Origin of the sequence: Alistipes montrealensis, assembly GCF_018362775.1 — a bacterium.
Classification (GTDB): Bacteria; Bacteroidota; Bacteroidia; order Bacteroidales; family Rikenellaceae; genus Alistipes; species Alistipes montrealensis.
Map to the genome: position 1 here is coordinate 96,593 of NZ_JAGYXY010000003.1, position 22,921 is coordinate 119,513.

The following is a 22,921-nucleotide window of genomic DNA, read 5'->3' on the forward strand; positions in this document are numbered from 1 at the left end:
GTTTATAACACCGGTTTTACCTGCGGCGGCTGGATCGTCACGTAAGGCGTCCCGTTGTCGTCGCATGTCGAGACGATCCGCACGGCCTTCACCGGGCGTCCGGGCCGAAGCGTGATGCTGCCCATTTCCAACTCTCCGGCCTGTTCGAACTTTACGCCGTCGTACGATACCTCGGCGTAACCTGTCGTCACGATCGTCTTCGGCAACTGGCGATTACCCGTCTGGAGATACATTTCCCGGCACTTTACCGGCTCGTCGAACGTGTAAAGTATCCAGTCCTTCTGGCGGCACGCGCGGCGTGTGCGTGAAAGGCCCTTGTAGGTCGCGGCATTCGTATAGGGGAATTTCTCGCTTTCGCCCATCGAGGTAGTGATCGTAACGGCCGGCGCAAGGGTCCGCCAATAAGATTTGTCGGTCACATAGGGGCTGCGGGCGGTCTTGTAACGCGAGTAAAAGCGGTAGAGATGCGGTTTGTCGGTCCGCAGCGGACGCGTCAGGCGCAGCTCCCCGGGCTCGTCGTCCCGTGTGTAGAAGACCTTCGAACCGTCGTCCGCCGAGGCGGTGAATACCCCGTCCTTGTAGTTGAGCTTCGGCGGGAACAGCCGGAAGCGGATGTCCATGGCCGCCATGCGGGGGTAATGCCGTTCTTTCAGTTCCTTGTAATAAGCGTCCCATCCTTCGGCGTTGCCGCTCCATGCGATTCGCGACAAGGCGCAGACGCGCGGGAAAAGCATGTAATCGAGGTAGTCGGGCTTTTCCGGTTCGTGCGAAATGTAAGCTTCGCTGAAGAAAGCCCCCTGCAATCCCTCGACGTTGCGCATCTGCTCCGGGGTGAATGCGCTGAAATCGAATCCGTAGACCTTTTTGGCGTCGAAGATCGCCGCCCAGTCGTGTCCGTCTTCGCGCGGCGACTGGCGCATGTCGAAATAGAAGTACTGGCCCGGCATCACGATGGTCCGGTAACCCTTCGTCGTAGCATCCTGGCAGGCTTTGACGCTCTCCCAACCGTGTACGCGGCACTCCTTGGTGAAGGCCCCCGTGCGTACCGCTTCGTTCCAGACGGCGGGCCGCTTGCCGTGCGAACGAAGGATCGAGGCCATGCGCTCCATGAAGAGGTCCTCCAACTGGTGCGTATCCGTCATGCCGCGCCGCTTCATCAGCGCCCGGCAGTCGGGGCACTGCTCCCATTGCGACATGTCGACCTCGTCGCCGCCCACGTGAATGTATTCCGACGGGAAGAGTTCGCAGAGTTCGCCCAGGATGTCACCCAGCAGTTTGTAGTTTTCCTCGCGGGCCACACACCACGCCGAGCGATAGTCGTAACCGTTGGTCGACACCGTATCGGGCGGATAGTTGCAGCGGATTTCGGGATGCACCGAGGCGATGTTGCGGCTGTGCCCCGGCAGGTCGATCTCGGGGATGATTTCGATGTTGCGCTCGGCGGCGTAGCGGATCAGGTCACGCATCTCGCTCTGCTTGAAATAGCCTCCGTATTTCTCCGACCACTTGCCGTATACGGGCCGTACGGGCGAATCGCCGCCGCGAAAGCCGCCGATCTCGGTCAGCTCGGGATGCGACTTGATCTCGATACGCCACCCTTCGTCGTCCGAAAGGTGTAGGTGTAATTTGTTGATATTGTGATAAGAAAACAGGTCTATATAACGCTTTACTTCCGGTACTCCGATCCACGTGCGCGCCACGTCGAGCATCATCCCTCGGTAGGCGAACCGCGGAGCGTCCTCCGTCACGCCGCAGGGAATCTCTGCGGGCAGCGGGCACTTGCGGGCGTATACCTCGGGCGGAAGCATGCGGAAGAGGGCCTGGATGCCGTTGAAAACGCCCCCGTAAGTTCCTCCGGCGATTTCGATGTGGTCTGTCCCTACCGTCAGCCGGTAGGCTTCCCCGCCGAGCGTCGTGTCGGTCGACAAAACGATCGCCCTGTCGGCCGACATGCGTTCCCCGGTCGTTCCCACGTCGATGTAACTGCGCAGGTAATTGGCCAGCGGGGCCAGCCCCGATTCGTAGCTGAGGGCCGTTTGCGGTGTGATGGCGTAGACGCCGGGTCGGGACGTATGCCGTCCGGCGGCGGGTTGCGCCGTAGCGGAAAACAACCCGCATAGGGTCGCCGTAAAGGAAATCAGAAGTCGTAGTTTCATGCGACGGAAAGATTTTATTGAAAACAAAATTACTATTTTTCGCCGAATATGCTAACTTTGCGGGGGTAAAACCTCGGTATATCTGAAAAATAGAATCGTAAATGGAAGACAAACGTTTGGAGGCTACGGCCCGTCTTTTGGAGGTGATGAATACCCTGCGACGCGAATGTCCCTGGGACCGCGAACAGACTTTCGACTCGCTGCGGAGCAATACCATCGAAGAGACCTACGAACTGGCCGATGCCATCACCGACCACAATATGGAGGGCATCAAGGAGGAGTTGGGCGACCTGCTTCTGCACGTGGTGTTCTATTCGAAACTGGGTGAGGAGCAGGGCGCTTTCGACTTCGGCGAAGTCGCCGATGCGCTGTGCGACAAACTGATTTACCGTCATCCGCACGTCTACGGCGATATTCACGCCAATACGCCCGACGAGGTCAAGGAGAACTGGGAAGCGTTGAAACTCCGCAAGAAGAACCGCAAAACCGGCACGCTGGGTGGTGTTCCGCGGTCGCTTCCGGCGATGGTCAAGGCCTACCGTGTGGGCGAGAAGGCCGCAGGTGCGGGTTTCGACTGGGAGAAAAAGGAGGATGTCTGGGAGAAGGTCCGCGAAGAGCTGGGCGAGGTCGAGGCCGAAATGAAGTCGGGCCGCAAAACCGATCTCGAAGGCGAGTTCGGCGACCTGTTTTTTGCGCTGATCAACGCCTGCCGCCTCTACGGCGTAGACCCCGAATCGGCCTTGGAACGCACGAACAAGAAGTTCATCCGTCGCTTTAATTACATGGAGCAGCAGGCTGCCGCAAAGGGAAATACGCTCCATGAAATGCCGCTCGACGCAATGGAGGAACTGTGGCAGGAAGCCAAGGGGAATGAAAAATGAAAAATTAAGAATTAAAATTTATTATGGCGCTTATACGAAAAGTCCGCGGGCATGAGCCCGTTATCGGAGAAAACACGTTCCTGGCCGAAACGGCCGTTATCCTGGGCGATGTGACCATCGGCCGCGACTGCTCGATCTGGTACAACGCCGTGCTGCGCGGCGACGTGAACCGGATCGTCATCGGCGACCGTACGAATATCCAGGACGGCGTGGTGCTCCACACGATCTACGACAAGGCGAAGCACCCTTCGCAGACGATTATCGGCAGCGACGTTTCGGTGGGCCACAACGCCATCATCCACGGCGCCGTCATCGAAGACAACTGCCTGATCGGCATGGGTGCTACCCTTCTGGACAACGCCCACATCCCTTCGGGCTGCATCATCGCGGCCAATGCGCTGGTGCTTTCGAATGCCCGGTTGGAGCCCAATTCGGTCTACGCGGGCGTTCCGGCCAAGAAGGTCAAGGAGGTGACCGAAGAGCAGCGCGAAGAGATTATCCGCCGCACGGCCCACGACTATATGCTCTACGCCTCCTGGTATAAGGAGGAAGAGTAGCCTCGCCGGCGCTGACGCACGACGGCTGTTGCAACCCGGAGTTGCGCGTATGCAGTCCGATCTGCCCGGGCCGCTCCGGCGGAGGCCTGTATGCCGGGCGGCAGGAAGCGTTTTCCGGCCGCCGTACGAAACCGAACTAAATATTTTCGCCCATGAAACTGCAATCGAAATATGCCGATCTGGTACTCAACCTGATGGTTGCCGTGGCTATCAGTCTGGTAGTCAACTTCTCCTACGTATTGTTGATGCTCGTGGACCTGAACACCGACACGCAGTCTCGTCCTGCCGGCGAACGGTCTGTCGAACGGAGCGATGAGGGCATCCTTTCGGTACATCCCGACGGCTACGGCTACTTGATCTATGAGAACGGTGACAGCGTCTATGTCCCCACGCGGCGGATGCGCTGGCTGGGAATCGCCTCCGGTGACAGGATCGTGGCCAACATCATGCCGCCCCGCAACGAGCGGGCGCATCCGATGCTGGCCGAAGTGCGTATGCACAACGGCATGGAGTTCGATTACAGCAAACTCTACAACGGACCTTCGAAAATGACCGAACTGCTTTTGCAGTTGTTCTATTACCTCGTCGTGTCGTTCGTAATGCTTTCGATCCTCACCTCCGTAAGGCGCAATTATTCGATGCCGCGTTTCGTGCGCCGCTGCCTGTGGTGCTGCGTCGCCGCGGTGGCCCTCTACTGCGTGGCGCCCGTCACGGATTGGCACACGGGCCGCATCCAGATGAATTTCATGGGCGGGCGGATGTTCGACTACATGCTGCTGCTCAAATGCTCGTTCGCCGTGGTGGCGGCGATGCTCTACGGGCGTATCTACGTGCTGATCTCGCAGCGGCAGGCTGTCGTCGTCGAGAACGAACAACTCAAGAACGAAAACCTCACGACGCGCTACAACATGCTTGTCGGGCAGATCAACCCCCATTTTTTCTTCAATTCGCTCAACTCGCTGGCGATGCTCGTGCGCGAGAAGCATGACCAGAAAGCTCTGATCTATATCGACCAGCTTTCGTATACGTTCCGCTACATCATCCAGAACGGGCAGAGCATGCTGATGACGCTCGACGAGGAATTGAAATTCCTCGAAGCTTACAGCTACCTCTTTAAAATACGCTATGCCGACAAGCTCTTTTTCGACATCGACGTGGACGACCGGTTCCTGACGTGGAAACTCCCGGCCTTCTCGCTGCAACCGCTGATCGACAACGCCGTCAAGCACAACTCGATCACCCGCAACAAGCCGTTCCACATCTCGGTGCGTACCGAAGGGGACCTGCTCGTCGTGTCGAACCCCAAGGTTCCCAAGCTCGAATCCGAACCTTCGACCGGCATCGGGCTGGAAAACCTGCGTAACCGCTGGCATCTGATCACCGGCAGCGACATCGAAATCGTCGACGACGGCGAAACCTTCTCCGTGCGTATGCCGCTTCAAAATCCCGCTGTATGATGAAAGCCCTCATTATCGAAGACGAAACCGCCGCCGCCCGCAACCTCGCGGCAATCCTGCGGCAGGCGGCGCCCGATATGGAGATCGTCGCGACGCTCGAAAGCGTCGAGGAGAGCGTCGAATGGCTGCGCTCGAATCCCCACCCCGACCTGTTGTTCATGGACATCCACCTGGCCGACGGCGATTCGTTCCGCATCTTCGACGCCGTGGAGATCACCGCCCCGGTGATTTTTACGACGGCCTACGACCAGTATGCCCTCGAAGCCTTCAAGGTCAACAGCATCGACTACCTGCTCAAGCCGCTCAACGCTTCGGATGTCGGCCGTGCGCTGTCGAAACTGCATCGCCTCACGTCGGTCGAACGCCGCGATTACGGCTCCCGCGTCCGTACGATGGCCGCCAGCCGCCGCGAGGATGTTTTCCTGGTGCACGTGCGCGACAAAATCATTCCCCTGCAACGCGAACAGATCGCCTATTGCTATACCAGCAACGAAAAGGTCACGGCCTGCGGTTTCGACGGCACGGTCTACCCCATGGACAAGACCCTCGAAGCGCTGCAAACCCTGCTGCCCGAGGCGGACTTTTTCCGTGCCAACCGTCAGTTTATCGTCTCGCGCCGCGCCGTGAAAGAGATCGCCGTGTGGTTCGGCAGCCGTCTTTTGCTGCATCTTGTGGTCGAAACTCCCGAGCGAATCATCATCTCCAAAGCCCGTGTCCCCGAATTCAAAGCGTGGCTGAGGTCGCTTCACCCCGTTGAATAGGCGGTTGACCCCGTCGTTCTGCCGTTTTACCCGGAGCCCCGCTCCGGGTCTTCGTTTTGGTCTTACCTTTGCATCAGGAACTCCGGGAAAACGGATTCCCGAAATGTAATCAATGACGCACAACCAAATTCGAAAAATTATGAAAAAGAAGATTTTTGCGGCTGCTATGGCCCTCTGCCTGATGGCGGGAACGAGCGCTTTTGCGCAGGATAAAAAACCGGCTGCGGCCCCCAGGGAGCGTCCGACCACGGAGCAGATGGCCCAGCGTATGACCGAGCGCATGCAGAAGGAGCTGAAACTTACGGAAGCCCAGGCCAAGGAGGTTTACAACGTCAATTTCCAGCAGATAAAGGAGATGATGGCCATGCGCGAGAAGATGGCCGAGGCACGTAAGGCCGAGGCTGAGAAGATGAAGTCGATCCTGACGACCGAGCAGTTCGTGCAGTGGTCGCAGATGCAGGCCAAGCGTCCGGGCGGACAGCACGGCCACGGTCCGCAGATGATGCGCAAAGGAGATCGGCCGAAAGCCGGTAAGGAATGCTGCAACAAGCCTTGTCCCGAAAAGGGCAAGAAGGGAAAGGAGTGAGGTTAGGTCTCTCTGCGGCTAGTTGCAGCCGGGGGGCGTCGGTCCGGTCGACTGACGCCCTTTTTTTGTCGATTCGCCCCGCAGCAGGCGTAAAATAGCTGCAAAAAGGTTAACTTCGCGTGCGCAAACCGAAATACACCGCACAAACACGTAGACGCATACAAACAGAACAAGATGAAACGAATACTACTCACTACCCTGCTGACGCTTTTCGCCGCCGCGGCTTTCGCCCAGAAAGGCAGCGTCACGGCAACGGTCGTCGACGCCGACACCGGGGAGACCGTCGCCGGAGCCGTGCTGACCGTGGCTCCCGTAAAAACCCCGGAGAAGAAACAGTATTTCACCTCGGCCTTCAAGGGCGCCGTGTCGATTCCTTCGCTCAGCTACGGCGAATACTCGCTGTCGGTGGCGTTCCTGGGCTACAACAATTTCGACACGACCTTCCGGGTCTCTGTGTCGAAAGTCAACCTCGGCCAGCTGAGGCTCAAGGCGGGGGTGCAGATCGAAACCGTTGTCAAGGAAGCCAAGGCGCTGCGCACCTCGCAGAAGGGCGACACGGTGAGCTATAACGCCGGGGCGTTCAAGGTCGTCGCCGACGCCGATGTCGAGGGCCTGCTCAAGAAGATGCCCGGCATCACCGTCAGCGACGGCACGGTCGAGGCGCAGGGCGAGACGGTCAAGAAGATTTTCGTCGACGGCAAGGAGTTCTTCGGCGAGGACGTTACCACGGCCATCAAGTCGCTTCCGGCCGAGGCCGTCGACCGCGTAGAAGTCTACAACAAACTCTCCGACGCAGCCGAGTTTTCGGGCATGGACGACGGCGAGGGCTATAAAGCGCTCAACATCGTGACCCACGCCAACATGCGCCAGGGCCAGTTCGGCAAACTCTACGCCGGCATGGGCTACGACGCCGACACCAAGACCGAGGACAAGGTCAAATACCTCGCGGGCGGTAATGCCAACATATTCAGCGGCGACAGCCGCATTTCGCTGATCGGCCTGTTCAACAACGTCAACCAGCAGAATTTCTCGTTCGAGGACATCCTGGGTGTTTCGGGTGGCGGTGGCGGCGGTCGGCGCGGCGGCGTAGGTCAGTATATGGTGCGTCCGCAGAGCGGTGTGGCAACCGTCAACGCCATCGGCATCAACTACTCCGATTCGTGGGGCAAACGCGACCAGGTGACTTTCCAGGGCAGCTATTTCTTCAACAATACCAATACGGAGAACCGATCGACGGTGGAGAAGTGGTATGAAGCCCCGATGATCCCCGACACGCTGATGACCAACGGCTATTCCGACACGAAGGGCTACAACCACCGTTTCAATGCCCGTCTGGAGTGGAAAATCTCCGAGAACCAGAACCTGATGGTCCGTCCGCGTTTCAGCTACCAGTCCAACGATCCGTGGAGCCGCACGACCGGATGGCAGTTCGGCGCTCCTGCGGATGGCGGCAGCGGTTACAGCCGTACGGACAATTTCAGCGACGCCCTGCGCCACGGTTACAACGTCGGGACGAGCGCCGTTTACCGGGCCAAACTGGGTAAGAACGGCCGTACGATTACCCTCGACGGGTCGTTCAGCTACTCGGACAATACGAACAATTCCAATTCGTGGTCGAATATCCTCGGCACGCAGCAGGATCGTCCGGCGATCGACCCGGAGACCGGAGCCTGGGACCCGGCCGATTACCTGCAGCTGCGCTACCTGCGCAACCTGGCGCCTTCGTCGTCGTACAGCCTGCGGGGTAATTTCACCTACACCGAACCCGTGTCCAAGTATGCGCAGGTGAGCTTCCAGTACCGTGCGTCGTACAATTCGCAGGAGCGCGACAAGCGTTCTTACATCACGGGCGACGACTTCTCGATCGCCGGGCTTATTCCCGACCGTTCGCTGTCGAACTCCTACGAGAGCGGTTATCTGACGCAGAGCGTGGGCCCCGGATTCCGCTATTCGAAAGAGCGCAACACGTTCGTGGCCAACGTCTACTACCAGCGTTCGGCCCTCGACGGACAGATCGTGCGCGACGATGCCGAGAAGATCAAGCACGCCTACAACAATGTGACCTATTTCATGATGGGCCAGTTGAACATCAACCGCGAGAATTCGCTGCGGCTCTTCGTCTCGTCCTACACCGACAGTCCGTCGATCACCGACCTGCAGAGCGTTTACGACGTTTCCGACGCCCAGAACATCAGCCACGGTAATCCGAACCTGAAACCGACCTACTCGCACCGGGTGAATTTCCACTACACCAATTCCAACGTCGAAAAGGGCCGGACCTTCATGTGGATGTTCTCGATGAACACGACGCAGGACTACACGGCTTCGCATCTGGTGCAAAGGCCCAGCGCTATCACCATCGACGGAGTGTCCTATACGCCCAATTTCTATTCGACGACCACCAATCTCAATGGTTACTGGCAGTTGCGGACCCACCTGAGCTACGGCCTGCCGATCGGGTTCCTCAAGTCGAATTTCAACGTCATGGCGGGCGTCATCTACACCAAGACCCCCAGCATGCTGGGCGGCACGATAGACGAGAGTACGGGCATGATCTCGGGCGGCGAGCGCAACGACACCAAGAACATGGGTTACGATTTTAGGGCCGTGCTGGGCAGTAACATTTCGGAGAACGTCGACTTCACCCTCTCGTGGAACGGAACCTACAACGAGGCCACCAACTCGCTGAATACGGACAAGTCGAAGAACCGCTATTTCAACCACACGGCGCAGGGCAACCTGAAGGTCGTCTTCCCGCTGGGCTTCACCTTCACGGCCAGCGCCGCCTATACGCAGTATATCGGTTTTACGAACGACTATACCGAGGATTACCTGCTCTGCAACGCCTGGCTGGGCAAGAAGGTTTTCAAGAACCGGCGCGGCGAAGTGATGGTCGGCGTCAACGACCTCTTCAACCAGAACCGGGCCTTCTCCCGCTCGACGGGCTCGGGTTATACGCAGAACTCCACCAACAGCGTCATCGGCCGTTATTACATGGTGCAGTTCACCTATAACCTGCGCCGCTTCGGCAAGAAGGGCTCGCGCAATATGAAGGATTACGAGGGCGCCGAATCCTCCTCCGGTTCGCGCCGCATGGGTCCCGGCGGCCCCGGCGGACCTCCTCCGGGGATGTTCCACGGTCCGCGGTAACCCTGTTACGATCCGAATTAAGCAGGCAGGCTGACGAGAGCGATCTTCGTCAACCTGCTTTTTTTATACCGCCCACTGGCTACCAGATATTCTTGTGAATTCGGTCCGTTGTGCGGATTTCTTTCTGCTTGCAGATATGCGCATTCTCCGCGGCATAGCCAATGGCGAGGAAACAGGTGAACTCGTATTCGTCCGGAGCGCCGACGATCCGTTTCACATGTTCGGATTCGTTACCGATGGGAATACGGAACGCACAAGCCAAGCCTTCGTTCGTCGCTGCCAGCAGGATGTTTTCCACGGCGGCCCAGGCCGAGGCGAAATAGTTGAGCGAGCTTTGGTCGGCAGGACGGCACAGCGGACAATCTTTTTGCCGGAAAAACGGCAGCACGAGGCAGTCGCTCTGCATGAGCATCCGCTGCTGCTTAGGCAGTGCATCGACGAACATGGCATGTTCATCTTTATCCATCACATCTGCGGCGGCTTTCAGTCCGGTCTGTTGGATGGTTTCGGTGTTTTCTGCTACGGGCGATATGATCCGGGCGATGTTTTCCCGCCCCCGTACGACCACAAACTCGAACTGACGCAAATGGTCGTTGGTCGGAGCTTTGAATGCCGCCGACAAAATCTTTTCCAATACTTCGTCCGTGACTTCCCTGCCGGAAAAGTCGCGGATAGTCCTTCTTTTTTCCAATACCTGATAAAAATCCATAACAATTCGTTTTTAAGTGATACCGCAAAGTTACTCCGCTATATTGTTGCATATTTGTCGAATTGTTTCGAATATTTGTTGTATATTTGTAAATATATCCATTCAGCCTGTCAGTATGGAAGACACCGCTATCCCCTACGAACTGCCCGAAGCGGAGAATCACTCGTTTTTCTTTATCGACCAGCGGGTCGAAACAAACATCGAAGCCAAACTGCACCGGCACGATGCGTGGGAGTTGTATTACATCGTTCGCGGATACGGAAACCGGATGGCAGGTGATACGTTACAACCTTTTTCAGCGGGAGATGTGGTGCTGATCCCGCCCGGCATGTTCCACCGCTGGATTTACGAGCCGGATTCGGCGGACGATGCCGGGTGTGTCCGTTATCTGATGGCGGCTTTCAGCCATTCGTTCGTGGAGCGGTGTATGGAGGTATTTCCCGAACTGCGCAATCGACTGGCGGCGGTTGTCTTTCCGACCGAGGCTCTGAAATTCGGAGCCGAAAGTTCCCGGACCATCCGTAAGATACTTGCGGGGATGAATAATCTGGACGAATTGAGCCGCCTTTGCGAAATGTTTCGGTTGTTGCCCGTCGTCTTCACCTCGTCAGATCATACTTTCGCAGGCAGGCCCATGCGCATCGAACGGGACGTGCGCCGCATGCAGCACATCTGCGCCTATGTGATGGCACACTATGTCCACACGATTTCTTTGGATGATATTGCCGAGGAAATAGGCATGAACCGTTCTGCGTTCTGCTCCTACTTCAAGCGATGCAAGGGGGTGACGTTCTCGCAGTTTGTCACTCAATACCGGTTAAATACGGCTTGTGAACTGTTGAAACACTCGCAGAAACAGGTGTCGGAGATATGCTTTACGGTCGGATTCAATGATCTGCCCCACTTTATACGGGTTTTCAGAAAGGCTATGGGCATATCGCCTACTGCGTATAGGAAACAGTTTCAATAAAGTTCGGTTGGTTGCAAACCATCGCTCCGTAAAAACGAAACGCCGGGCTTTATGCCCGGCGTCTTTGTTCTGCCTGTCTTCGGAATTTGGTTACTCCTGCTTTTCGCCTTTCTTCGCGAGGCGTTCGCGCTGTTCGCGGCCGATCACCTGGTGAATGCCGATGCAGGCCAGTCCGCCGTAAACGACCGTGAGAATGACGAGCCATTTGATCTCGGCGAATACCTCGGGGATCGAAGCCCCCATGGTCTGGATGCGGATGAATCCGTTGACGCCGTGGCTGCTCGGGAAGAGTTGCCCGAGGTTGAACAGCCAGTCGGGAATACCTTCGCGCGGATACGACACACCGCTGAGCATGAGCACCGGAATCGAGGTCCAGAGCAGCAGCAGCAACGAGTTTTCGCGGTAGCGGAACAGTGTCGATACGGCGATACCCATGGCGATGCAGGCTGCCAGGTATGCCGCCATGAAGAGCATGACGGCTCCTGTCGCACCGTTCATCGGGAAGTGGAACAGCCGGTAGTGCAGTCCGAGAATATAGGTGCAGGTCACGGCGTAAATCAGTCCGTAAACCAACGCGCGGCCCAGCACCACGGGGAGCGTCGACATCCGCCGCCGTCCCGCGGGACAAAGTTTGTGGTAAAGCCCGAATTCGCGCCACGTACCGCCGATCATGCCGATGCCGATAAGCATCGTCTGCTGGATGATGACCATGATAATCGCCGGCATGACGAACGTGCCGTAACCCAGGTAGGGATTGAACAGGTTGTGCGATTGGTAGATCACGGGCTGTGTCGTGGCCTGCGCCTGCGGGATGTTGGCCCCCTTGGCGATCAGGCGCTGAAACTCGACCATCGCCCCCGTCTTGCCGATCGAGGTCACGACCTCCTGGAATACCTGTCGGTACATCAGGAAATAGCTGGCGTCGGCGTAGATCGCCACGTTGGCCTGCTCTCCGCCGTAGAGTTTTTCTTCGTAGTCGGACGGTATGTAGACCACGCCGTATATCTTGCGGCTGTAAAACAGTTCTTTGGCCTCCTCCATCGAGGTTGGGTTGTAAGCCACATAGGTGTTCGGCCCGGCGTTGAAGGTGTCGATCAGACTGCGGCTGGTCGGCGTGCGGCATTCGTCCACCACGCCGATCGGCACGTTGCGGAGCACCTGCGATCCGTAGGCCAGCGAGTAGGCCGTGGCGTAGATGATCAGCGCGAAGATCAGGATCAGCATCACGCCTCCGTCCTTGAAGATCGTGCGGAACTCGTTGCGGATGACCGTTCCGAATTGCTGCCAGTAGGAAGTTGTTTGTCGTGTGAATCGGCTCATATTACAATCTCCCCCAGAATTTTTCCTCCGTGCATACCTTTTTCAGGCGCGGCAGGCACAGGAGCGGTAAAACGATGAACAGCGACATGTAACAGAGGTCGGGCAGCGAGTAGACCCACGGGGTTCCGCGCAGCATTTGGTCGACGAAGATGTCGGTGTAGAAGGTGAACGGAAAAATCTTGCTCACCCATTGCATCGGCTCCCACATGGCCATGATCGGGAACGTCAGTCCCGAAAAGGTAAAGGCCAGCACCGAATATCCGCCGCCGATCGAAAGCGACAGGCGCAGGTTCGCGAGCAGCGAGACGATCAGCACCGAGATCGACTGGTAGCTGAGGATAAACAGCAGCGTGCCGACGAGGATGACCGTGAGGCTGCCGTTCAGGGGCGTGCCCACGATCTTGAAATTGATAAGGAGCATCACCAGCGAGATCATGAACATCACCGCCGTGATGGGCAGTACCTTGCCCAGCAGCGCCGCCACCACCGATCCGTTGCCCGTGCCGAGCCATTCGCGCGCCGTGGCGTGCTTGAGTTCCGTGCCGATGGCGAAGACGGTCACCATCACGACGAAGATCATCAGCATCATCGGCATGAAACTCGGCGAGAGGTAATAGCCGTAGTTGATATGCGGATTGAAGAGCACGTGTTTATCGAAACGTACGGGCATCAGCTGCGCCATGGCCTGCCGCTGCGTAAGCCCCTGTTTCATGAGCACCTGGAGCTGGATGCCGGCCGTAAAGGTCGTCACGGCGGTCTGTATGTCTTTCGACAACAGGCCGTTGACCGTGATGTTCGTCCCCGAAACATAGTTTTCGAGGTGGGTCTGGCTGTTGCTCAGGATGTTCTTTTCGAAGAAGGCCGGAATCTGCACGATACACATGATCTTCCCTTCGCGCATCAGCCGTTCGCCCTCGTCCATGCCCTGAATGCCGTAGGCCACCATCGCCGTCGGGGTGTCGTCGATCATCTGCACGGCCTTGCGCGAGAGCGTCGTGTTGTCCTCGTCCAGGACGGCGATCGGGATGTTGCGGATCGCACCCTGGTTGAACAGCAGGGCGAAAAACGCGAACGACACCACGGGCAGGATGATCATCAGCACGAAATACATCGGCTGGTGTGTCAGTCGGCCCAACTCGCGCCGCATTACGGCGTAGGTATTGTGCAGGAATCCGGGCATCGCTTACTTCCCGATTTGGTCCCAGTCGACGAGTACGCTCATGCCGGGGCGCATGTTCTCCGCTTCGGAAACGGCTTTGGCCTTGATGGCGAAGGTGCGGATGTCGAAACCGCCCTGCGTGCGGGTCGCCGACCACGTTGCGAAATCGGCCTGCGGCGAGATGTAGGTCACTTCGAACTCCACATCCTTGTCCAGCGCCGGGACGTATCCGCTCATGCGGGTTCCCATCTTCAGGCCCGGAAGCAGCGTCTCTTTTATGTTGAACGTCACCCACATGTCGCTCATGTCGAGGATGGCGACCACCGGATAACCGCTGCCGACCAGCTCGCCCTGTTCGGCGATGATCGTCGAGATTTCACCCGTCACGGGCGAATAAACCATCGCGTCGCTGATGTACGACTCGACTTCGCTCACGGCTCCTTCGGCCTGGCGGACGCGGGCTGCGGCAGCCTCCTTGTCCTCCTTGCGGGCGCCGTCCGTCGCCAGGTCGTACTGCGCCTTGGCGGCCAGGGCCGTCGCTTCCATGGCCTTGTAGTTGGCCGTGGCTTCGTCGAGCTTCTGTGCCGGAACTACCCCGTCGTTGTAGAGGTTCTGCACGCGCTCATAGGTCTTGCGTGCCAGTTCCAGCCCGGCCTGCGCCTTCTGCCACATGTTCATGGCGGCCTCGATCTGCTGCACGCGGGCCCCGGCGAGGGCCGCGGCGTCCAATGCGGCGGCTGCGCTCTTCACGGCTTCGGCCTGCTGGAGTTTAGCCTCCAGTTCGGGCGTCGAAAGCGTGTAGAGGAGTTGTCCCTTCTCCACGCGGTCGCCCTGTGCGACCTTCATGTCGTCGATGCGGCCCGGGACCTTCGACGAGGCCTTGTAGGTGGTGCACTCCACCGTGCCCTGAATCAGCGTCGGGGTCCGTTTGGTGAGGTACCAGCTGATCAGTACGACCGAGAGGACGATGACCGCTGCGGCCGCTAAGATTCCGATTACGTTGCTTCGTTTCATATCGTTTGCTGTCTTTATAATTTCGTTTGTGGGGGCTTCGGGAGCCGGGTCGGAGGAATCTCTACCCTCCTATAAATCCGTTTTCAGCGGGGCGAAATGGATCGCCTGTGCGTCGTTGCGGCGCGCATAGGCCGGAAATTCGTCGCTGATACCAGCCGCTTCGAGCAGTTGGGCCAGCAGCAGGTCGTAGTTGTAGGCGGCCTGCAAACGCTCGGTGCGGACGCCCGCGAGGTTCAGTTCGGCGTCGATCAGATCCGACGAAGAGCTCATCCCTTCGAGGAATGCGGCGTTTTTCATCCGCAGGTATTCCTCTGCGAATTTCAGCGACGAGTCGATCGAGGTCATCTGGTTGCGGTAGTTCATCATCTGGTTGTAGAGTTTCTCCACCAGCACCGAAATGTCTTTCCCGGCCTTGTTCTGCAATTCACCCACGCGGCGTACGGTCTGCTTGGCCGCCGAGTATTTGTATTCGCGGTTCAGTCCGTCGAAAATCTTGATGTTGACGCCCACGCCTACGGCCCAGCGGGGCACGAGCCCTGCCACCTGGTAGTTGTAGAACGATCCGCCGCCGATGGCTGCCACCTGCGGCAGGAAGTTGGCGCGCTGGGCGCGTACGCCCTCCTGCGCCAGTTCGCGCTTGAGCGACACCTGGCTCAGCAGCGGGTTGCGCGTCTGTGCGAGGTCCTGGTAATAAGCGAGTTCCTCGACTTTTCCGAGGATAAACATCGCCGTCACCGGACGCCAGTCGTTTTCGCGTCCCAGCGTGTTCGACAGGGCGCTGGCAATGGTTTCGGCCTGCAGTTTGGCGTTTGCCAGTTCGCGCTCGGCCTCGGCCATCTTGAACTCCACGTAGAGGCGTTCGGTCTGGGCGATCATGCCGTTCTTCTCGAGGGCCCGGGCGTCCTCGAGGTGTTTGCGCACCCCGTCCACCACCTGCTGGCGCACCTCGACGACCTGCGTGGCGAGAGCCAGGCCGAAATAGCGTTCCACCAATTCGGATATCAGCGCGTTGCGGGTCTGGTTGCCCTGCTCGACGGCTGTTTTCTCGTTGATCTTCGCAGCGCGGTTCGCGGCGTTGATCTTGCCGCCCATCCAGATCGGAACGGTCACTTCGCCGCCCACGAATCCCAGGCTCTGGTCCTGCACCTTGAGGAACCAGTCGGCACCCATCATCGGGTTCAGAAGCCCCTGGATGCCCTGGATAATGGCCGGGTCGGTAATCAGGCCGCTACCCAGCACTTTGCCCGCGAGGTCCTTGGCCGGACCTTTCAGGTCGTTGAAATCGAATCCGATGTCCTTGGCCATATAGGCGTATGCACCCGAGACGTTGATCTGCGGCATGCGGAGACCGATAGCCGCGCGGCGTTCCTGCTGGGCGGCGCGCTCCTCATAGGCGGCGGCCTTCAGCGCAGGGTTCTCCGTGAGGGTGACGGCGATCGCTTCGTCGAGCGAGAGCATCTGCCCGGTCTCCTGTGCGGACATTGCCGCCGGGGCCATCGCCGCCGCCATGAAGGCGATCTTGACTGCTATTTTCATAGTATTCATGCGTTTATTCGGCAAATATAGATTTTCTTGCAATATCTTCTGCTGCTGTGCCGGCATTTAGGACATTTTTAGGCCCTTATGGACACAAATTGCGCCTGTTTCATCACCACAGATGCGCATTGGCCTCACGTACTCCCCCGGCCATTTCGGGGTAAACCCGCACGTCCACCCCTGCTTCGCGCAGTGTCTGCGCCCCGCGGCAGCAGACGAAACGGTCGGGTTCGTACGACGCAAAGGCTACGCGTGCGAATCCGTGGCGCAGAATCAGCCGCGTGCAGCTCTCGGGTTCGCTTTTCCGCTGCGAACAGGGCTCCATCGAGGAGTAAATCGCCGCCCCGCGCAACTCTGCGCCCGCATCGAGGGCCTTGCGGATCGCCTCCTGTTCGGCGTGGTGCGTGGGCGACGTTTCGTGGGTGTAGCCCGTGAAAGTCCGTCCGTCGGGAAGTACTATTACAGCCCCGACGCAATAGGAACCGGGGCCGGGCGTACAGCGGAATCCCTCGGCGACTGCCAGCGCCAGGTAGCGGCGGTCTTCGGCCGAGGTGTCGGGGTGCAGCACACAGGTCGCAACCTCCATGCCGCCGAGGTTTTCGTGCCGGCATCGGGCTCCTTCCGGAACCTCGAAATCGAACCGCGTGCCACCCTTCTCCTGCCCCAGCGTTAACTGCGGGTTGACCGCCCGGCGCACCGTGTCGGCCATCCCTTCGGCGAGGAACATGCCGAGGATCGCGGCTCCCCCTTCGACCAGCAGGCTTTCGATCCCGCGCTTTTCGAGTTCGGTGACGATAAAGGCCGCCGTAATTGAACCTTCGGTTGATATAACCTCCGCAATATCCTTTAAATCGGGCATTTCAGACTGTGAAAAAACATAGCGGTCCGCATCCCCTTCCGTGAAGAACCGCAGGGCGGGAGCGAGTTCTCCCGAGCGGGTGACGGTGACTTTCGTCAGGTCGGGGCGCAGCCCCCTCGCCGTCCGCCGTTCGCGGGCCGCAGGATCGCGCAGGAGCAGTGCCGGATTATCGCGGCGCAGCGTTTCGGCTCCCACCAGGATGGCGTCGTGTTCGGCGCGCAGGCGAAGCACCGCTTCCCAGTCTTCGGGAGTCGAGATCATCAGCCGCCGGGGGGTGTTGTCGTCCAGGTAGCCGTCGGCCGTCGTGGCAAAAGAGAGTGTTATTCGCATATAACGCAGGTTCGGCGTATCGGTTTTATGTAATCCGGCCGTTGCCGGAATTTAGTTCGTTTTACACCTCAAGGTAAACAGGGTGACTTCGGGCCATGCGCCCAGCCGCATCGGATATGCAACATATCCCGTGCCGTCGTTGACATAAAGTGTGTGGCGGCCCGAGTCGTAACGGCCGCTCCAGTGTTTGTAAATCCACTCTGCAGGCGACCATCCGCGGCCCCAGGGGCGGATTTTGAACTGCATCGAATGTACGTGCCCCACAAGCGTCAGATCGCCGTAGCCGGCCTCCACGATCTGTTCCCAGAGCTGCGGAATGTGCACGAGGGTGATGTTGTAGAGCGAATCCGGAATACCGTTGTAGGCCGACGGAATCGCTGTGCCCGGCAGGTCGCGGTCGTGGCGGCGTTCGCGCAGCGCGGGATCGAACGACAGCCCCGTGAGCGAAATGCTGTCGGCGCCGCGCCGCAGGTAGACGGTCGTATCTTCCAGTACGTTCCACCCCATCGACCGCTGGCGCGCAACCACCTCGCGGGCCTCGTCGGCCGCCGGAAAACGCACCGAATCCTTGATGTAAGTTCCCACGTCGTGATTGCCCGTGACCGACCACACCGGACCTTCGATCCGCCGCAGGAGCGCCATGACGCGCTCGTCGAGCTCTTCGGCGCGGATGTTCACCAGGTCGCCCGTGAAGAACACGGCGTCGGGCCGCAGGGCGTTCACGCTGTCTGCCAGCCGCGTCAGTTCGCGTCCGGAACGGACGAGCGTTCCGACGTGCGTGTCCGTAATCTGAACGAACCGGTAGCCGTCGAAGGCTTCGGGAATGCGTTCGGAACAGATTTCCACCCGGTTTACATGGATGCGCGTACGGCCCCAGGTCGTGCCCCAGAGGAAGAAAAGGACCAATGCCCCGGCGACGGCGTATCCCGTGCGGCGCAGGTGTATGAAGTTGAAAACGTAGAATGCAAGGCGCGGCAGGACCGTTATGATCCATCCCCAGAACAGCCACATGTAGACGTACATCAATCCCGTTCCGTTGTCGCGGCTCAGGGCGCTGATGACCGACGAAATGACCGGCAGGGCGTCGGTCACGACAATCCATGCGATGAGCGTACGGCTTGCGGGGTTTTTGCGCCGACGGCGACGGTAAAAATGGACGCAGTCGGCGGCAATAGCCAGCAGGGAGAGGAACAAAGTCATTAAAAACAGCATATATACCTTTTATTTATGTCTGCAAAGATAGTAAATTTTGTTATTCGCACCGACCCTTTGGCATACAACTTGCTGATTTTTCCGGTGAGTTTTAACTCACTGAGAACGAGCAAGAACATTCGTATAAACCAAATTTATTCAGCTTATGAAAACATTTCGACTTCTGATTGTGGCTCTGCTGCTTGCGGGTTCCGCATCGGCGCAACGCTTCGAACGCAAGGCCATGCGGGGCGAGTATTCTCCTACGGTCTACCTGATCTCCGCGCAGGAGGTGGACACCATCTACTACGGACCGGCTGCCATGCGGCAGGCGGCGGCGCTCAACCGCATGGCGATGGACAATGCCACGCAGGACTATATCGACACGCACCGTCCCGGTTTCCAGCAGGTTGAGAAACCCCAGTTCGTCTTCGCCACGAAGAACAACCGGTTCTCGTTCTCGCTGGGCGGCTTCGTCAGCCTTCGTGCGGGCTACGATTTCGACGGCAGCGTCGACAATATCGACTTCGTGACCTACGACATCCCCGTCCACGGCAATTACGACACCAAGCAGAAACTGATGATGGACGCTTCGACCTCGCGTCTTTTCCTGAAGGCCATCACCAACACCCGTGCACTGGGCCGCGTGGTCGTATTCATGGACGCCGACTTCCGCGGCGGCGCCGAGGGCAGCTATACGCCCCGCCTGCGGTCGGCTTACGTATCGTTTCTGGGCTTTACGCTGGGCCGCGACGTGACGACTTTCTGCGACCTTTCGGCAGCCCCGACGACCATCGACTTCCAGGGTCCCAACGCCTATAATTTCAACTTCGCGACGATGATCCGCTACGAGCACGCCTTTGCGAACAACCACCTCAAATTCGGCGTTGCGGCCGAAATGCCCCAGGTGAGCGGCACGTACGACGACAATTTCGCCACCCTGAAGCAGCGCGTTCCCGACTTCCCGGCCTACTTCCAGTATGCCTGGGGCGCCAACCGCGACAGCCACATCCGCGCTTCGGGCGTCGTGCGCAACATGTACCTCCACAACCTCCGCACGGGCAATAACACCTCGCTGTTGGGCTGGGGCGTACAGTTCAGCGGCACGATCAAGGTAGCGCGCCCCCTGCAACTCTTCATGAACGGCGTTTACGGCAAGGGCATCACCCCTTACATCCAGGACCTGACCGGTTCGGGGCTCGACTTCACGCCCAATCCGGAAAATGCCGACCAGATCCAGACGATGCCGATGTGGGGATGGCAGGCCGCAGCCCAGATCAACCTGACCCGGCGGCTGTTTATCTCGGGCGGTTATTCGATGGTCCGCGTGCAGCGCAGCCACGGTTTCTATGCCGACGACCAGTATAAGCAGGGCGACTACATCTTCGGCAATATCTTCTATTCGATCACCCCGCGCTGCAAGGTGGCCGGCGAGTATCTTTACGGTTCGCGCAAGGACATGAACGACGACAAGGGTCACGCCAACCGGGTGAACGTGATGCTGCAATACAGTTTCTGACGATGCTGTATAATAAATAGTATGGAGTATTTTTCGGGCGGTTTCTTCGGGAACCGCCTTTTTTGCGAATTCATCCGCGGGGTTTTTATGTACTTTTTGGCCGCAAAAAGTACCAAAAACTCTCCGACAGATGCCTCCGCCTACTTCGGGCGGCCTAACGCTGGCTCCGGGCGACTATTCGCGGGTTTGTAAACAAACCGTCCCCTTCGCTCGCGCTTTTAGTCCGCCCTGCGTATTACGGCTACGGCATCAAGTCGGGATCATTCGCCGCCGTTGGCGGCGTGAGAGGTCCGCATTCTCGTTCGGAGCGGGAAAAGAGCGGCTGAGGACCCGTGCGCCCGGAGCGGGAGGCTGTAAAGGCTCGATCTTACTGCGCCCGCTCAGCACGGGCCGGAAGACGATCCCGCGGAGAACGACATGCGGATGGTTTTGGTACTTTTGACATCAAAAGTACAACGAAAGCCCGCGGATGAAAGCCGCGGTTAATAGCCGACCAAAAAGCGGCAACACTTCGCGGCGAAGACGCAGGTTTTGGTACTTTTGCCACCAAAAGTACAAAGAATCCCCGCGGCTGAAAGCTGCGGTTAATTGCCGATCAAAAAGCGGCAGAGAACAGCAGTCGCAGACTGCGGTTTCATCCTGTGCCTCTAAAAGTACAACGAATCCCCTTCGGACCGAAAAAACGGCCCGACTGTTGCACGGGGCGTTTTTTTTACTACCTTTGTCTTGACGATTCGCCTGTGTGCGGATTGTTTGCTTTGCTTCACGTGAAAACTGCAACTTTCAAATGTCGAGGCAAAGGTGCAAGGATGCTCCGCGAGTTGTCGGCCCACGGCCCGGCGACGGGGAGTTACCTGCTTTTTTATCGAAACTGCGCGTTACGGGCGTGGGTTCCTTGTATCTGTATTCGACATGGGCTGTTGCAGGCCTTCACGTGAGTATGGGTATCTTGGGGCCTGCGCCTTTCTTTTTTCGAAAGCGCCGGCCCGGCATACGGACCGGCGGCTGGATGTTGCGTCACTGCTTTCTGATTCTTCATAGAATAAGCTGCCGCCGGTCCTTTTTTCTTCCGGGGGCGGCCGTGCGGAACGTCCGACCAATCTAAAATAAGCTCAACCGCAGCCGTCAAGGCCCCGCCTCCGGTTTTCTTTCTCCGCTCCCCGGCGGCAACCGACCGGAATTTTGTTATCTTTGCCATCGGACTAATTGACTGAAGTATGGGAGAACTCAACGATACGATAGCCGGCTGGCTGACGGAATGCGGATGGAACGAAGCCTATATCGGCTTGACCGCCAAGTCGATCATTGTGCTCGGAATACTCCTCGTCGCCTATGTGACGACGATGTTGTTCCGCCGTCTGGTCGTCCCGGCCCTGCAAAAAATCAGCGCCCGGACCAAAGTGACCTGGGACGACTACCTTTTCAGCGACAAGGTGATGCGCTCCGCCGCGCGGCTGATCCCGCCCGTCGTCTGGTACGTTCTGCTCCGGGCCGCCTTTTACGACATGCCCCTGCTGCTCGACGTTCTGCACAAAGGCTGCCTGACCTATTTTATCGTCGTTTTCCTGCAGCTCATCGGGGCGTTCCTCGATACGCTCTACGACATCTCCAGCCAGCACGAAACCCTGCGCAACCGTCCGCTGAAAGGCGTTTACCAGATGATCAAACTGCTGGCGGTCTGTGTCGGGGGCATTCTCATCATCAGCATCCTCATCGGCCGCGACGCCACGACTATCCTGGCCGGACTGGGCGCCTCGGCGGCCATCATCATGCTGATTTTCCGGGACAGTATCCTGGGACTTGTCGCGGGCGTACAGCTTTCGGCCAACGACATGCTGCGCCCCGGCGACTGGATCACGATGGCCAAATACGGCGCCGACGGTTACGTCACGGAGGTGACGCTGACGACGGTCAAGGTGCAGAATTTCGATAAGACCATCACTACGATCCCTCCCTATGCGCTGGTCAGCGATTCGTTCCAGAACTGGCGGGGCATGTGGGACAGCGGCGGACGGCGCATCAAACGGTCGCTGCTGATCGATGCGAGTTCGGTGCGCGTCTGTTCGGAGGACGAGTTGGCGAGGCTTCGCAAAATCGGATTGGCCGAGGTTACTGACAGTGCGGAACCCGTCGTCAACCTCTACGCGCTGCGGGAGTATGCGGCGCGTTATATAAAAAATCACCCGGGCATCCATCCCGACCTGATGCAGATGGTCCGCATGCTCCAATCCACCCCCGAAGGCATTCCGATCGAGGTTTACTGCTTCACCCGGGAGACGGACTGGGTCACCTACGAAAGGGTTCAGGGGGCTGTTTTCGACCACTTGTTCGCCGTCCTTCCCCAATTCGGACTGCGGGCCTACCAGCGCTCCTCCGACCGGGATTCGCAGCCCGGGGAGTCCTGACGGGACGCGAACCGGACGGGTTTCGTATATTTGCCAAATTCAAAACCGAAAATAAAATGGAATTTTTAGCGCAATACAATCTGACGGGCATCGTCATCGGCATAGCTACCTTTCTGATCATCGGCATCTTTCACCCGATGGTCACCAAGGGCGAATACTATTTCGGCGTGAAAATCTGGTGGCTGTTCCTGGTGATGGGCATCGCCGCGATCATCGGTTCGATTGCCGTGCGGCACATCCTCTGGTCGACGCTGCTGGCCGTGTGGGGCGCTTCGTCGCTCTGGTCGATCGGCGAACTGTTCGAACAGCGCGAGCGTGTCGCCAAGGGCTGGTTCCCCAAAAATCCCAACCGCAAATAGCG

General features: G+C 58.4%; 18 protein-coding genes. 10 read left to right on the forward strand and 8 right to left on the reverse strand.

What is annotated here, in order from left to right:
- Window positions 1–2 precede the first annotated feature (2 nt).
- Entirely contained in the window at window positions 3–2,156 is a 2,154-nt protein-coding gene (locus KG007_RS06615) for a beta-N-acetylhexosaminidase (RefSeq protein ID WP_213347804.1), read from the reverse strand.
- Window positions 2,157–2,257: 101 nt separating this feature from the next.
- Here KG007_RS06615 and mazG point away from each other — a divergent pair, with 101 nt between their 5' ends.
- The 6 genes from mazG to KG007_RS06645 all read left to right on the forward strand — a co-directional run bounded on the left by mazG (window position 2,258) and on the right by KG007_RS06645 (window position 9,548).
- On the forward strand, window positions 2,258–3,037 hold the full coding sequence (mazG, locus tag KG007_RS06620; RefSeq protein ID WP_213347805.1) for a nucleoside triphosphate pyrophosphohydrolase: 780 nt from the start codon (window positions 2,258–2,260) through the stop codon (window positions 3,035–3,037).
- Window positions 3,038–3,060: 23 nt separating this feature from the next.
- On the forward strand, window positions 3,061–3,594 hold the full coding sequence (locus KG007_RS06625) for a gamma carbonic anhydrase family protein (RefSeq protein WP_195460437.1): 534 nt from the start codon (window positions 3,061–3,063) through the stop codon (window positions 3,592–3,594).
- A 152-nt stretch (window positions 3,595–3,746) separates the two neighbouring features.
- On the forward strand, window positions 3,747–5,051 hold the full coding sequence (locus KG007_RS06630) for a histidine kinase (RefSeq protein WP_213347806.1): 1,305 nt from the start codon (window positions 3,747–3,749) through the stop codon (window positions 5,049–5,051).
- Window positions 5,051–5,812 (forward strand): LytR/AlgR family response regulator transcription factor, encoded by a 762-nt coding sequence (locus KG007_RS06635; protein WP_213348304.1) that lies wholly within the window; start codon window positions 5,051–5,053, stop codon window positions 5,810–5,812. The genes KG007_RS06630 and KG007_RS06635 overlap by 1 nt, the downstream gene beginning before the upstream one ends.
- A 139-nt stretch (window positions 5,813–5,951) precedes the next feature.
- Complete coding sequence (locus KG007_RS06640; protein WP_249413272.1) at window positions 5,952–6,398, forward strand: DUF4890 domain-containing protein; 447 nt, start codon at window positions 5,952–5,954, stop codon at window positions 6,396–6,398.
- A gap of 174 nt (window positions 6,399–6,572) precedes the next feature.
- The gene (locus KG007_RS06645) at window positions 6,573–9,548 is read left to right on the forward strand and encodes a TonB-dependent receptor (protein ID WP_213347807.1); all 2,976 of its coding nucleotides are present in this window, start codon (window positions 6,573–6,575) and stop codon (window positions 9,546–9,548) included.
- A gap of 79 nt (window positions 9,549–9,627) precedes the next feature.
- Here the strand turns inward: KG007_RS06645 and KG007_RS06650 are convergent, their stop codons facing one another.
- Entirely contained in the window at window positions 9,628–10,257 is a 630-nt protein-coding gene (locus tag KG007_RS06650; RefSeq protein WP_213347808.1) for a nitroreductase family protein, read from the reverse strand.
- 115 nt (window positions 10,258–10,372) lie between these two features.
- Between KG007_RS06650 and KG007_RS06655 the strand changes: the two genes are divergently transcribed.
- On the forward strand, window positions 10,373–11,227 hold the full coding sequence (locus KG007_RS06655; RefSeq protein ID WP_213347809.1) for an AraC family transcriptional regulator: 855 nt from the start codon (window positions 10,373–10,375) through the stop codon (window positions 11,225–11,227).
- 90 nt (window positions 11,228–11,317) lie between these two features.
- Here KG007_RS06655 and KG007_RS06660 read toward each other — a convergent pair whose 3' ends face one another.
- From KG007_RS06660 to KG007_RS06685, 6 genes are all read right to left on the reverse strand, one after another.
- Window positions 11,318–12,547, reverse strand: a complete 1,230-nt coding sequence (locus tag KG007_RS06660; protein ID WP_213347810.1) for an ABC transporter permease — start codon at window positions 12,545–12,547, stop codon at window positions 11,318–11,320.
- A 1-nt stretch (window position 12,548) separates the two neighbouring features.
- Window positions 12,549–13,727 (reverse strand): ABC transporter permease, encoded by a 1,179-nt coding sequence (locus tag KG007_RS06665; protein WP_195460444.1) that lies wholly within the window; start codon window positions 13,725–13,727, stop codon window positions 12,549–12,551.
- A 3-nt stretch (window positions 13,728–13,730) separates the two neighbouring features.
- Entirely contained in the window at window positions 13,731–14,720 is a 990-nt protein-coding gene (locus KG007_RS06670; RefSeq protein WP_195460446.1) for an HlyD family secretion protein, read from the reverse strand.
- A 69-nt stretch (window positions 14,721–14,789) separates the two neighbouring features.
- Window positions 14,790–16,256, reverse strand: a complete 1,467-nt coding sequence (locus KG007_RS06675) for a TolC family protein (RefSeq protein ID WP_195460448.1) — start codon at window positions 16,254–16,256, stop codon at window positions 14,790–14,792.
- 112 nt (window positions 16,257–16,368) lie between these two features.
- Window positions 16,369–17,445 carry a dihydrofolate reductase family protein gene (locus KG007_RS06680; RefSeq protein ID WP_213347811.1) on the reverse strand — a complete coding sequence of 359 codons (1,077 nt, stop codon included), beginning with the start codon at window positions 17,443–17,445 and terminating at the stop codon, window positions 16,369–16,371.
- Between the two features lie 51 nt (window positions 17,446–17,496).
- On the reverse strand, window positions 17,497–18,657 hold the full coding sequence (locus KG007_RS06685) for a metallophosphoesterase (RefSeq protein WP_213347812.1): 1,161 nt from the start codon (window positions 18,655–18,657) through the stop codon (window positions 17,497–17,499).
- A 145-nt stretch (window positions 18,658–18,802) separates the two neighbouring features.
- Between KG007_RS06685 and KG007_RS06690 the strand changes: the two genes are divergently transcribed.
- From KG007_RS06690 to KG007_RS06700, 3 genes are all read left to right on the forward strand, one after another.
- Entirely contained in the window at window positions 18,803–20,155 is a 1,353-nt protein-coding gene (locus KG007_RS06690) for a DcaP family trimeric outer membrane transporter (protein ID WP_213347813.1), read from the forward strand.
- 1,217 nt (window positions 20,156–21,372) lie between these two features.
- Window positions 21,373–22,560, forward strand: coding sequence for a mechanosensitive ion channel family protein (locus KG007_RS06695; protein ID WP_213347814.1), 1,188 nt, complete (start codon window positions 21,373–21,375; stop codon window positions 22,558–22,560).
- Between the two features lie 56 nt (window positions 22,561–22,616).
- Window positions 22,617–22,919 (forward strand): DUF4491 family protein, encoded by a 303-nt coding sequence (locus tag KG007_RS06700; RefSeq protein ID WP_213347815.1) that lies wholly within the window; start codon window positions 22,617–22,619, stop codon window positions 22,917–22,919.
- Window positions 22,920–22,921 lie beyond the last annotated feature (2 nt).